The 14,559-nt window shown below is 28.1% G+C and carries 9 protein-coding genes; 4 read left to right on the top strand and 5 right to left on the bottom strand.

Features of this window, described 5'->3' with window-relative positions:
* Window positions 1-36: 36 nt before the first annotated feature.
* A complete protein-coding gene (locus KO506_RS16545) occupies window positions 37-1,131 on the bottom strand; it encodes an N-acetylmuramoyl-L-alanine amidase family protein (RefSeq protein ID WP_215996042.1) in 1,095 nt (364 codons plus the stop codon).
* Window positions 1,132-1,222: 91 nt separating this feature from the next.
* On the opposite strand from KO506_RS16545, the gene KO506_RS16540 reads away from it, so the two are divergent.
* Window positions 1,223-3,934: a putative LPS assembly protein LptD gene (locus tag KO506_RS16540; protein ID WP_215996041.1), complete on the top strand. Its 2,712-nt coding sequence runs from the start codon at window positions 1,223-1,225 to the stop codon at window positions 3,932-3,934.
* Window positions 3,935-4,017: 83 nt separating this feature from the next.
* Window positions 4,018-4,398, top strand: a complete 381-nt coding sequence (locus tag KO506_RS16535) for a Rid family detoxifying hydrolase (RefSeq protein ID WP_215996040.1) — start codon at window positions 4,018-4,020, stop codon at window positions 4,396-4,398.
* Here the strand turns inward: KO506_RS16535 and KO506_RS16530 are convergent.
* From KO506_RS16530 to KO506_RS16515, 4 genes are all read right to left on the bottom strand, one after another.
* Window positions 4,391-4,753 (bottom strand): methylglyoxal synthase, encoded by a 363-nt coding sequence (locus KO506_RS16530; RefSeq protein WP_215996039.1) that lies wholly within the window; start codon window positions 4,751-4,753, stop codon window positions 4,391-4,393. The two genes, KO506_RS16535 and KO506_RS16530, sit on opposite strands and share 8 nt — an antisense overlap.
* A 72-nt stretch (window positions 4,754-4,825) precedes the next feature.
* The gene (gene gap / locus KO506_RS16525; RefSeq protein ID WP_215996038.1) at window positions 4,826-5,821 is read right to left on the bottom strand and encodes a type I glyceraldehyde-3-phosphate dehydrogenase; all 996 of its coding nucleotides are present in this window, start codon (window positions 5,819-5,821) and stop codon (window positions 4,826-4,828) included.
* A gap of 19 nt (window positions 5,822-5,840) precedes the next feature.
* Window positions 5,841-6,824, bottom strand: coding sequence for a 6-phosphofructokinase (gene pfkA / locus KO506_RS16520; RefSeq protein WP_215996037.1), 984 nt, complete (start codon window positions 6,822-6,824; stop codon window positions 5,841-5,843).
* Between the two features lie 172 nt (window positions 6,825-6,996).
* Complete coding sequence (locus KO506_RS16515; protein WP_252726898.1) at window positions 6,997-11,397, bottom strand: translocation/assembly module TamB domain-containing protein; 4,401 nt, start codon at window positions 11,395-11,397, stop codon at window positions 6,997-6,999.
* A gap of 218 nt (window positions 11,398-11,615) precedes the next feature.
* Here KO506_RS16515 and tsaD point away from each other — a divergent pair, with 218 nt between their 5' ends.
* Both tsaD and KO506_RS16505 read left to right on the top strand, forming a co-directional pair.
* Entirely contained in the window at window positions 11,616-12,641 is a 1,026-nt protein-coding gene (gene tsaD / locus KO506_RS16510; RefSeq protein ID WP_215996036.1) for a tRNA (adenosine(37)-N6)-threonylcarbamoyltransferase complex transferase subunit TsaD, read from the top strand.
* Between the two features lie 61 nt (window positions 12,642-12,702).
* Window positions 12,703-14,559: an LTA synthase family protein gene (locus KO506_RS16505; RefSeq protein WP_215996035.1), complete on the top strand. Its 1,857-nt coding sequence runs from the start codon at window positions 12,703-12,705 to the stop codon at window positions 14,557-14,559.

The raw sequence follows: 14,559 nt of genomic DNA, 5'->3' as shown, positions 1-14,559 counted from the left end.
AATATTACTAATTATTTTTGGTTGCTACCATCAAATTTAATTCATTTTATACACATCTTGTACAGCAACTTTTTCTCCATTTTTAAAAGCAACCATAAAAGCTGATTTATATCCTTTTTGTTTTGCAATCTTTAAAGATTTTAAAGCCTCTTTATATGAGTTACTTACACCATAATAATATTTGTAATAACTACCAACTTGCACTCTCTGAATATTTGATAAACCCTTAAAATTATAAGATTTTGTAGGTATTTTATTTTTACCAGAAGCAATTTGAATTTTAAATTCTACAACATCTACATTAATATTATTATATGTTTCTTGGTTAACTGTATTTAATTTTAAATTATTAATGTATTTTTTTAAAGCATCTACAATTGCTTTACCCATTTGTTGTTGTCCTTTAGAAGAATTTAAATATCTACCTTCATTTTTATTGGTTAAAAAACCCAATTCTACCAAAACACTTGGCATAATTGTTTCTCTTAATACTTGAAAATTATCTTGTTTAACCTTTCTATTATTACGTTTTAATTTATAGGCAAAATTACTCTGAATTAAACTGGCTATTTCTAAACTTTTATCTAAATTTTCTTCTTGTAAAAGCGACAAACCAATTACAGATTCTGCAGAATTAGAGTCAAAACCTTTGTATTTTTCTTTATAATTATCTTCGTATAATAAAATTGAAGCATTTTCTCTTTTAGCAATTTCTAAGTTTTTTTTATTACCTCTTAAACCTAAAACAAAAGTACCTGCCCCAAAAGCATTAGAGGTATGAGAATCGCAATGAATAGAAACAAACAAATCTGCTTTAGCTGTATTTGCAATTTCACCTCTTTTCCAAAGATCTGGATAAGTATCTCCTTTTCTAGTATAAATAACTTTTATATCTTTTTCTTTAGATAAACTTTTACCAACTATTAACGCTACTTTTAAAACAATGTCTTTTTCTTTATAACCATTTCCTAAATTACCAGGATCTTTACCTCCATGACCTGCATCTATTACAATAGTATATACCTTTTGTGCGTTTATTATTGATGATGACAAGAAAACAAACAAAGAAATGACTAAAAAGAATAGATTTTTTAAGTTGATATTAAATTTGTGGGCATGTAAATTATTCATCAATAAATTTTAACTAATTTTGGCTTCATTAATTTTGTGTTTCAAATATTGAGCCATACTTTTACTCACTACAAAAATAGTATTTATAGCATTGCAAACAAACCTATCATACTTACTTTTATTTTGCTGCTTCTTTGTAATAAAGAATAGTTTTTCACAAGATATAAAATCCAAAGAAAAAATAGTAATACCTACTGTAGTAAAAGACACGATTAATCCGAAGAAAAAAGACTCTTTAAATACAATTAACAAAGATTCTATCTTTCAATTTAAAAAAGATAGTTTACTCACAAAACAAATAGATACCGTTGTTAATGATTCTTTAAAACCAAAAGAGTCTATTGATGATATTATTGTTCATGTAGCAAAAGATTATACAATTCAAAATGCTAAAGACCAAACAGTAACTTTATATAACGAAGCCAACATTACTTATACAGATATAGATTTAAAGGCTGGTATAATTGTTATTGATTATAAGAAAAATACACTTTTTGCAAAAGGGATTATAGATAGTACTGGTTATGCACAAAGACCAGTTTTTAAACAAGGTGGCCAAGAATCTGAACAAGATTCTATATTGTATAACTTTAAAAGTAAACGTGCTCTAATTTATGGTTTAAAAACCAAACAAGGAGAAATGTTTACTTATGGTGAAAAAACAAAACGTGTAAATGATTCTACAATTTATATCAGAAAAATAAAATTTACTACTTCAGAAAAAGAAGTGCCAGATTACTACATTAAAACGGATAAAGCAAAATTAGTACCAGGAAAAAAGATTATTGTTGGTTTTAGTAATTTAGTTTTGGCAGATGTACCCACACCACTTGTATTGCCTTTTGCCTATTTCCCTATGACAGAAACAAGTACATCTGGTTTTTTAATGCCATCTTTTGATACAGGAAGTAGTAACAGAGGTGTTGGTTTACAAAATGGTGGTTACTATTTTGCAATTAATGATAATGTAGATTTAAATCTTACTGCAGATGTTTGGGCTAATGGTAGTTGGGGTATTAGAACTAACTCTAATTATGTAAAACGCTATAGATTTAGTGGTGTTTTTAGTTTTGATTTCGAAAATATTATTAGTGGTATTAGAGGTTTTGATGATTTTAGTAAAAGCAATAATTTTAATGTAAGGTGGAGCCATAGTCAAGACTCAAAAGCCAGTCCTAATTCTAGGTTTTCTGCCTCAGTAAATTTGGGGAGTAGTAGCTTTTTTAGAGAATCTCTAAACCAATATAATGTAGCACAAACCCAAAATAATACTTTTAACTCATCTATAAATTATAGTAAAACTTTTGTTGGTACACCTTTTAATATGGCTCTTACAGCTACACATCAACAAAATACAAATACAGAAAGCATAACTATGACTTTGCCTTCTTTAACTTTAAATATGAATAGACTTTATCCTTTTCAAGGAAAAGGAGGTATAAAAAATAACCCTATTCAAAAATTAGGTTTTAATTATAATATGCAAGGTCAGTATTTAATTAACACCACAGATGATGAGTTTTTAACTAGTAAAATGTTTGAAACAGCTAGAGCTGGTGCACAACACAGCACAAGTACTAGCACCAATATAACAGCCTTTAAGTACTTTACATTATCACCAAGTGCAAATTATGAAGAAACTTGGCAATTTGATTATATTCAAAAAGAATATGATGAAACTAGTAACGTTGTTGTAACTGATACTTTAAGAGGTTTTAAAACCTATAGAGAATATAATATGGGTGTTAGTTTATCTACCAATATTTATGGTACTTTCAACTTTAAAAAAGGAAGATTAAAAGCTATTAGACATACCTTTAGACCTACCATTTCATATTCTTACAGACCCGATTTTAAAGATAAATTTATTAAAGAAGTACAACAAAGTACAGACCCAACTGACTTTGAAGAATACACAATTTTTGATCAAGGAATTTACGGAGCTCCATCCTCTGGATTAAGTAATTCTATTGGGATCTCTTTAAATAATGTTTTAGAGGCAAAAGTAGCCCCCAAAGACCCAGATAGTGATGAAGAAGATGAAAAAGTAATGCTCTTAAACAACTTAAATTTTAGTTCGTCTTATAATATTGCTGCTGATAGTTTACGTTGGTCTAATGTTTCATTTAATGCTGGTACTCGTTTATTTAAAGATAAATTAGCGTTAAACTTTACTGGTTCTTTAGATCCTTATCAAGCAATTGATGTAGATGGAAGTACTGTTAGAATTAATGAATTTAATTCTTTTCCTAGATTATCGAGTGCAAATTTAACCGCAAATTATTCTATTTCTAGTACTGATTTTGATAAATCGAAAGAGAATGATAAAGATAAAAATGGAAATGGTGCTAACAATCCTCCAGATACAATGGGTGCTAATATAGACCCAACAAATGATCAAGGTAGAAGAACTACAGCAAAAAATGAAAAAGGAGGAACTACAAAAACAGACTTATATAGAGCTAAAATACCTTGGTCTTTAAACTTAGTCTATTCTGCTAATTATAGTAATAATGGTATAGAACCTGGAGAAGTTGGTGTGCATACTTTAGGTTTTAGTGGTAATATAGAATTATCACCAAAATGGAAAGTGGGTTACTCTTCTGGTTATGATGTTAAAGGTGGTGCTTTCTCTTTCTCTCGATTTAATTTTACAAGAGATTTAGATAGTTGGCAGTTTAATTTTAACTGGGTTCCTTTTGGTACAAATTCTTCTTACACCTTTTTTATTGGTGTAAAATCATCTACACTATCTGATTTAAAATGGGATAAAAACAAACCACCAGATAGAGTTTTATTTTAATTATAAGATAAAACACTTCTTCAAAATCTTTTATTATTATCCTTATTTAAATTGATATTTAAAGATATTAAACTTACATAAAAATGAAAAAAATAATAACAACTAAGTATGCTCCTGCTCCTATTGGTCCATACAATCAAGCAGTTTTAAGTGGAAATACTTTATATACTTCTGGTCAAATTGCAATTAACCCAGAAAGTGGTGAATTGGTTTTAGATTCTATTGAAAATGAAACCAAACAAGTAATGGAAAATGTAAAAGCTGTTTTAGAAGCTGCAGAAATGACCTTTGATAACGTAATTAAAACTTCTATTTTTATTGCTGATATGCATCAATTTGCTAAAATTAACGCCATTTATGGAAGCTATTTTAATGAAGAAACTGCACCTGCCAGAGAAACTGTAGAAGTAGCTAATTTACCAAAATTTGTAAATGTAGAGATTAGCGTAATTGCTATTAAATAGCTTTAATTAATAAATTTGCAGTAGAAGGATTTGTTGCTAAAGGCACATTATGTACATCACAAATTCTTAATAACATAATAATATCTGGTTCATGAGGATGTTTTGCATGTGGGTCTCTAAAAAATAAAACCATATTACATTTACCCTCTGCTACTCTACTTGCTATTTGAGCATCACCACCAATTGGGCCTGACAAAAACTTAGTTACCTTAAACCCTGCTTTTTCTGCTTTTAAACCTGTTGTACCTGTAGAAATTAATTGAATTCTTTTTTGAAGTAATGTTTCTTTGTGTTCATTTAAAAATTGAACCATTTCTGCTTTCATGCCATCATGAGCTATAATTGCTATTTCCATATTTAAGTTTAAAATAAAAGCCTAAGTGTAATTTCTTACACTTAGGCTTAAAAATTATATAATTATTTTTGTTTATAATGATGCAGAATATTCTACTAAATCTACTAATTTAGTTGAATAACCGATTTCATTATCATACCAAGAAACAACTTTTACAAAGTTATCATTTAAAGCAATACCTGCATTTGCATCAAATACAGAAGTACGAGTTTCACCAACAAAATCTTGAGAAACTACTAACTCTTCAGTATAACCTAAAACACCTGCCATTTCATTTTCTGAAGCAGATTTCATTGCTGCTTTTACTTCTTCGTAAGAAGCACCTTTTTCTAACTTTACAGTTAAATCTACAACAGAAACATCCATAGTTGGTACTCTAAAAGCCATACCAGTTAATTTACCATTTAATTCAGGAATTACTTTACCTACTGCTTTTGCAGCTCCTGTAGAAGAAGGTATAATATTGTGTATTGCAGCTCTACCACCTCTCCAATCTTTATTAGAAGGGCTATCTACAGTTTTTTGAGTTGCAGTTGCTGCGTGAACAGTTGTCATTAAACCTTCTGCAATTCCGAAGTTATCATTTAAAACTTTAGCAATTGGTGCTAAACAGTTTGTTGTACAAGATGCGTTAGAAAAGATAGTATCTGAAGCTTGTAATTTTGTGTGGTTTACCCCCATTACAAACATTGGTGCATCTCCAGAAGGAGCAGAAATAGCTACTTTTTTAGCTCCACCTTGTATGTGTAAATCAGCTTGCTCTAAGCTTTTGAAAATACCAGTACATTCTAAAACATATTCAGCTTCTACTTCATCCCATTTTAAATCAGCTGGGTTTCTTTCTGCAGAAATTCTAATTTCATTACCATCAACGATTAATTTACCATCTGCAACTTCTACAGTACCATCAAAAGCACCATGAACTGAATCGTATTTTAACATATAAGCTAAATAATCTACGTCTAATAAATCATTTATTGCAACTACTTGTACATTTTCTCTTTTAACTGCAGATCTGAATGCTAATCTACCAATTCTACCAAATCCGTTAATTCCTATTTTAATCATCTTATTCTTGTTATTTATGTTATACAGACATTATATCTGAAACTCGTATTAATTCTTTATTTATTTTCGATTGTCCTTTAATTGCTTTTTCTAATGGTGTAACAGTTATTTTATCGCTAATTAAACCTACCATTAAATTAGATTTACCATCAATTAAACTTTCTACAGCCTTTACACCCATTCTACTTGCTAAAACGCGATCAAAACAAGAAGGAGACCCCCCTCTTTGCATATGACCTAAAACAGATACTCTAACTTCATATTCTGGTAAATGTTCGTTTACATAGTCTTTTAATTCAAAAACATTTTTACCTGTTTTATCACCTTCAGCAACAATTACAATACTAGAAGATTTACCAGATTGTTTACTTCTTCTTAAAGATTCTAATAAACGCTCTAATCCTAAATCTTCTTCTGGTATTAAAATTTCTTCTGCACCTGCACCTACACCAGCATTTAATGCAATATGACCTACATCTCTACCCATTACCTCTACAAAGAAAAGTCTGTTGTGTGATGATGCAGTATCTCTAATTTTATCGATAACATCTACAACTGTATTTAATGTTGTATCGTAACCAAGTGTATGAGAAGTACCTTCTATATCATTATCTATAGTTCCTGGAATACCCATTACTGGAAAACCAAATTCTTGATTAAAAACTAACCCTCCAGTGAAACTACCATCTCCACCAATTACAACAAAAGCATCAATTTTTGCTTTTTGTAACTGCTCAAAAGCTTTCTGCCTACCTTCTTTAGTCATAAATTCTTTAGACCTTGCAGACTTTAAGAATGTACCTCCTTTATTGATTATACCTTTTACACTACGTGCATTTAGTTCTATAAAATCCCCTTCAATCATACCTTGATATCCTCTATAAATACCTGCACACTCTATTTTATAAAAAGCACAAGTTCTTACAACAGATCTGATTGCTGCGTTCATACCTGGAGAATCCCCTCCAGAAGTTAAAACGCCTATTTTTTTTATTTTTTTCATATTATTATGATGTAAAAATAATTCTTTTTAATGATTTAAAATAATAAAGTTACGAAAACGTTATAGCCTTAAACTCCCTTATTTTAAAAGGAAAATTAAAGATTCTGACTCGAAATCGTTTTCATTTTTTTGATAAGTAATTGTTATAAAATCTTTGCGGAAATGTTAATGATTAATTCCCTTCAAAATTTATTAATTGATTCTTTTTAGGTTTTAAAGTATCTTTTTTTACAAGATTTTCTGATTTGTTTATGGCTTTCTTCTTTAAACCAATTTTAGTAAGTAAACCTGATATTGTATTAAAATTAACTTGATATGATAGACCTACACCCTGTGTGTAGCCTTCTTCTTCTTGTGAGTACTGAATTTCGTTTTGACGATTAAAAATAATACCTCTAAAGTTACCATCTGTATTTAGTAATACTTCTACCTTAACCTCACCAACAACACTAGATTGAGTTTCTGCACCTACAGGTACACCTACTTTACCATTAATTATTACTCTTTCACTAACTTGTGTGCTTACAGATAAATCAAATTGATTATCTATATTTAATCGATCTATATCATTAACTTCTCCTTGTTGATAGTCTAAACCTAATTGAAATTTACTATCAGGACTATTTAATAAATTTGAAAAAGCGCCTGCAATTGCGCTTGAGGCAGTACTAGTTAATGTATTATTAACATCGAAACTAGCATTATCTGGGTTTCTAAATGAATTAAAGGCTAATAATGAAATAAACTGAGTGGTTTTTTCATTCACATTATTATCATTTAAAATAAATTCTAACTCACTTGCTATGGTTGGGTCTACATTTGTTAGTTGAATATCTAATTCTTGTTTAGAATTAAATAAATCTCCAGTAATTCTAGTTACTAAATCTATTTCTTCTTTTCTATTAGAATTAAAGTTTTCTAATAAAACTCCAGGATTAGCTTTTGCTGTGTAAATGGCTGTAACATCTAAATTAGCTTCATATGGGTTACCACTCCAAGAAACTGTACCTCCTTTTTGAATTACAAATGGTTTATTAATTATACCTCCATATTTAAAATCATATACTCCATTATCAATAATATAATCACCAAACATATCGAATTTACCTCTTGTATCTATTCTTATTTGTAAATTCCCTGAGCCTCTACCAGATAATTGACTTCCATTAATTTCATCAATTACAACTTGTGCTTCTGCATCTTTAGTAACCTCTATATCTATGTTTAAAGATAAGTTTTTTACTGCTTCTTCTGCTAATTGCTTTTGCCTGTCTTCTGTACTAATTTTGTCTGTTTTAAAATGTATTAAACTGTAACTATCTACAGTTTCAACATCTTTTAAAGGAACTACAAACTTTGTATTTGCATTGGTTTTTGCATTAACAGTAATATCTAATTGGTCTGTTAAACCAGTTATATTTGCTGTACCATCCATAAAAGCTGTACCATAATACAATGCTTCTTCTGTATTTTGTGTATCTAAAACTAATAGATTGTTAGTGTCTATTTCTAAATCTAAAAACCATTTTTCAAAATTTTGATGTGTAATACTTCCTAAAAATTTACCTTTAGATTTATATTTTGTGTCTACTAGATTTATAGCTTCTAAAATAAACGATTGTTGATCTAAAGTTATAACTGACAAACCATCAAAATCATAATCTATATTTAAATATGGGAATTTTAAACCTGCGTTTTTAAGTGTTAAACTACCTTCCATATCTGGGTTCCCTAAAAAACCTCTTAAATTAAAATTACCTGAAACACTACCTCTTAAAGAAGAAATTACATCTTGACCTAAGGGACTAAATGCTTCTAATTGATAATCTTCTAAAAACACCTCTAAATCTATTATAGGTCTTTTATTAGAAAAATCTAAAACACCTGTTGCTGCAATACTTTTTACTTTATCATTTTTTATTGATAAATCTACATTGTATTTTTCGTAAGAATTGTCTCCAATAATATTAATAGCTAATTCTCCTTGATTAAAATTATTGACTTCAAAATCTTTGATTACTAAAACTGCTTCTGGTTGATAAATATTATCGTTTTGTACAAAATCTAAATTACCAGAAACCTTACCTTTTAATGCTAAACTATCTATATCTGGCATAAAACTTTGTAATTTAACCTTTGTAAAATCAGCAAAAAACTTCTTTTCAGAATCACCTTTTAAATTTCCTTTAAATTTAATTTCTTGTTGACCTGATGTTAATTTAAATTGGCTAAAATTAAACTCGTTATTACTTAAATCAAAAGTAATTTTATCTGTATTTTTTTCATCAGGATTAATTTTCCAAGCTGTATTTTTTAATACAAACGTAGATTTTTCGAAACCTAATACAGATTTTTCTTCTTTATCTATAGTATAGAAAAAATCTAAATTAAAGTTTTCGTTATTTTTTAATCCACCATTAAATTCAGACTTAAAAAACAAAGTATCATTTTGAGTTTTATTAAGTAAGTTTAATTTAGATACTTTATAATATTTTGTATTTACTTCTGATGCTGTTAAATGCGAATTATAAAAAGGGTTTTGATTGTCTGTTCTTAATAAAATTTCTTTTAACTCATTACCATAAACATCTATTCTTGGCGATGAAAATGTAAGTTTTAATTGGTTTTTATTAGATTCTATTTTACCTTTAATCTTGGTATTATCATCAATATAAACTTCAGGAAAAAACACATTTACAACTTGATTGTAAATGGTAAAATTAAAATCTAAGAATTGATTAGGTTTAACCTCAAAAGGTTGATAATTTGCATAAATACTACCCAAAGCATTTTGGGCTACTCTACCTACTTCAGAAAAAGTAAATTTACCTTCTATAAAACCATTTGCAATATCTTCTGATGTTAAGTCTATTCTTTTAATACTATCTCTTACAGATGATGAAACTTTAAACTCTTTAAAACTAAATTCTTCTTTTTGATTGGTATAATACACATCTTTAAAAACAGCATTACCAACAATATCATCGAAAGTATTACCTTCTACATCTAAGACTATTAAACCTTTTAAATTAGCTATACTATCTCTAGTAAAAAGGTTGGTTTCTTTTAAATTAAGATAAGTAATATCTGATTTAAAATCGAACTTATTTATTTCGTTAGATAAATCTGCTAAACCATTAAAGTCCATTTTAAAATTGGTATCATCAATTTTTAATTCACCATCAAACTTATTGTTTTGGTACAAACCATTTGCAGAAATATTTTTATAGTTATAGTTCTTAAACTCAAATTCAGATACGTTTCCTAAAAATTTAGTGTTAATGTTATCTAATTTAAAACCACTACCATTTACATCACCTTTTAAAGAAACTTTACCAAATAATGGATCGTTAAAAAAAACACCTATATTAAAATCTTGCAGCTCAATTTCTCCATTATAAGTAGCATAGTCAATATTATCTATATTACCAATTTGTAAATCTGAAATTGTAGAACCAATCTGAGAGTTTACAATAACATCTGCCTGAATTTGAACAGGTGTAACTTTAACATGACCTTTTAAATTAAACTTACCAAGTTTCTCAAAATCTGTAGGTAGAGTTTTACCTAATACATTGGGTAAAATATTTTTTAACTCTTTGTAAGTTGCTCTTAAATTGGCTAAATCACCTTCAAAAATAAAACCTCTTTCTGTTCTTAAGGCATTTACAAAAGATAAATCTCCATTTATAAACAATCCTTTTTTAGAAGAAAGGTTTAATTTTTTTACTTCAAAATTATTTAGTTTTCCGTTAACTTTTCCGCTTTTTAAACTAAGTATATCATTACCATTTAATTCGTTATAAAACTTTTTAACGTCTTGAATAGCTATTTTACTATCTTTAAATTGCGCGTTAATTTGTACTTTATTATTAAAATCTATTAGGTCTTCTCTTTTGTAAGTAAAATCTATATTGGCTTTAATATCTGTATTCTTGGTTTGCAATGTAGTTTCTAAAAAATGCATTGCAGTTTTAGTGTACTCAAAATTAGTAGTTAAATTGGTGATTTTTAATCCGTATTTATCAGTAAAATGTAAACCCCTAATGTTTGTAGAAAAGTTTGGCCCTTCTATTGACAAATCTTGTAAATTACCACCTGCATTTTTTGCAAAATAGATTACTGAATCTGTCTTTCTTGCATCAACAATTTTATAATTTAAATTATTTACATAAACATTTGATGACCTTAAAATAAATGGATTAGCTAAAGAATCTTTAGGCTTACCATCATCAAAAGAATCTATAAAAACAGAAAGGTTATCATCATCTTCTCCTTTATAAGTTTTCATGTAAAAAAAAGCATCATCTAAAGAAATACTTTTTAAATTAACTTCGCTATCTATAATTCTTTTTGCATTTAATATTGAAGTACTTAACTTATTTACATAAATTAAGGTGTCTTTATGATGATCTTTTATCTTAACCCCTTTTAATTGTACACTACCTAAGAAAGATAGATCTACTTTTTCAATAGTTAAATCTGTACCAAAATCCTTATTAACTTTATTAGTTAAATAATTACCTATTTTTGTTTGTACAGCAGGTATAGAAAGTATAATACTTATAAACAATAAAAAGAGTACAAAGTACCCTAGCCATTTTAGTATTATTTTTCCTTTATTTTTGATGAGAGTTGTTATTTAAAATTGAAAACTATATAATTAACCAGCAAAAATATTGCCAATTATTACAAATAACGTGCAAATTTAATAAACTATTAAATATCTATAATTAAATTTGAAAACATAGCTAAATTTATACTTAATTTTGCAATACTTTAACTGAATTCATGAACAAATCCATATATATTTTAGCAATTGAATCTTCTTGCGATGATACTAGTGCATCTGTAATCTGTAACGCAAAAGTTTTAAGTAATGTTGTTGCTAACCAAGAAGTACACTCAAAATACGGAGGTGTTGTTCCAGAATTAGCTTCTAGAGCACATCAACAAAATATTGTGCCAGTTGTACAACAAGCTTTAGAGCAGGCTAATATTACAAAAGAACAATTATCTGCTATAGCTTTTACCAAAGGCCCAGGTTTAATGGGGTCTTTACTTGTTGGTACCTCTTTTGCTAAATCTTTGGCTTTGGGTTTACAAATTCCGTTAATAGATGTAAATCACATGCAAGCTCATATTTTAGCGCATTTTATTGAAGAAGAAAACAGTAAAATACCAGAGTTTCCTTTTATCTGTTTAACAATTAGTGGTGGCCACACACAAATTGTTAAAGTTACTAATCATTTTGAAATGGAAATTTTAGGGCAAACTATAGATGATGCAGTTGGAGAAGCTTTCGATAAATCTGCCAAAATTTTAGGCTTAGCTTATCCTGGAGGACCTTTAATAGACAAATACGCAAAATTAGGTAACCCAAAAGCTTACCCATTTACCAAACCAAAAGTAGGTGATTTAGATTTTAGTTTTAGCGGTTTAAAAACAGGTATTTTGTATTTTATTCAAAAACAACAACGAATTAATCCTAACTTTATAGAAGAAAATTTGAATGATATTTGCGCTTCTATACAATATACAATTGTAGAAATTTTAATGGACAAATTAAAAAATGCCGTTAAAAAAACCGGTATTAAAAGAATTGCAATTGCTGGTGGAGTTTCTGCAAATTCAGAAATTAGAGCAAGATTACAATTGGCAGAAAAACATTTTGGTTGGTCTACTTACATTCCTAAATTTGAATACACAACTGATAATGCTGCAATGATTGCAATTACTGGCTATTTAAAATTTTTGAATAATAATTATGCTGATGTTTCTGTAACTGCTAAAGCTCGTTTAAAGGTTACAGAATAACTTTTTGTTAATATTTTTTTTACGATAAAATAATGTTGTTTTTTTGTGAAAAATTATTCTTTTGAAAAATTTATTAAATAGAGCTAGGTTAAACGTTTTCTACTATATTTTTTGGGTGCTATATTTTGTTTTTGCACGCACATTTTTTCTAGCTTATTATTTTGATAAAACTCAAGAAATTAGCTTTTTAACCATTTTAAAAACATTTTTATATGGTTTAAGGTTAGATTTATCTTTTGCTGCATATTTGTCTATAATTCCTTTTTTCTTGGTTATTTTCTCAATATTTATCAATAAAAATATAATTGTAAATATTATAAAATGGTATACAATTGTTTTAATCATAATTATAAACTTATTATTATTGATTGATGCTGGTCTGTATCAAGCCTGGGGAACACGTTTAGATACTTCTATTCTACCTTATTTAAATACGCCAGAATTAATGCTCTCTACAGTATCTAATTTTCAAATGTTTTCTGGTGGATTAGCTTGGTTTGTATTTTCTTATATTTTTATTAAGCTTTTTAATAAAAACATTAAGAAATTTAGCAGTTTTATAGATTCTGGTAAATGGTTAGAAATACCCGTTTTTCTTATTCTAACTTTATCATTATTAATACCTGTAAGAGGTGGTTTACAAATAGTACCTATTAATCAAAGTAATGTCTATTTTTCTGATAAAATGTTTGCAAATCATGCTGCAATAAATTTTATCTGGAATTTCTTCAACACATTAACTCATAAAACAGATGGTATAAATTATTATAAACATTTTGATGAACAAACAGCACTAAAAATAGAAAGCGAAAGAAGAGAACAACTTTTAAATGCTAATATAGATTCTATTTTAAATACTGATAAACCAAATGTAATTCTAATTCTTTGGGAAAGTTTGCCTGCCAAAATTGTTGGTTCTTTAGGTGGTGAACCTAATGTTACCCCTAACTTAAATAGACTATCTAAAGAAGGAATTTTATTCACAAATTTCTATGCAAATGGTGATAGAACAGATAAGGGAATACCTGCAGTTTTAAGTGGTTATTATCCACAACCCATAGAAAGAATTATGCGAACACCCAATAAAACTAGAAGTTTACCAATGTTGCCTCAAAAAATGATAGATTTAGGTTACAAAACAACTTTTTATTATGGTGGAGATTTAAATTTCGGGAATATGAATACTTATTTACGAAATGCTGGAATCACAAATTTTGTTGATGGTAGTGATTTTGATTCTAAAGATTGGAGTTCTAAATGGGGTGCTTACGATGATGTTTTTATGAAAAGATTGGCCAAAGATTTATCAACAACACCAAAAGAACCATTTTTTAATATTGCTTTAACTTTATCTAGCCATGAGCCTTATGACATTAAAGGTGAGTATAAGTTTGGTAATGATATACATGACAATACTTTTAGAAGCGCACATCATTACACAGATAAAACCATTGGTGATTTTGTTGAATTTGCGAAAAAACAACCTTGGTATAAAAACACAATAATTGTAATAATGTCTGATCATGGACACAGTTCACCAAAACATACTGGACCATATTTTTCACCAAAAAAATTCAGAATTCCTATGCTTTGGTTGGGTGGAGCTTTAAACAAAAAAGGGATCGAAATTCCTGCTATTTCTAGTCAAGTAGATTTTTCTTATTCTCTTTTAGATTTAGTAAATGGCGATAATAAAGATTTTATTTTTAGTAAAAATATCTTTAACACATCTAAAAAACAATATGCACATTATATCTTTAATAAAGGTTATGGAACCATTTCTAAAGAAGGTGTTTTTATTTACGATTACATCAGTAAAAAACCAATTCTAGATGAAGGTAGCAAAACTTCTACATTAGATTCTTTAGGAAAAGCAATTACTCAAAACGCTTATCAAGATTTTTTAGATCGAAAATAG

This window comes from Polaribacter vadi (assembly GCF_018861005.1).
GTDB classification, from domain to species: Bacteria; Bacteroidota; Bacteroidia; order Flavobacteriales; family Flavobacteriaceae; genus Polaribacter; species Polaribacter vadi_A.
This window is presented reverse-complemented; position numbering and strand designations above follow the sequence as displayed.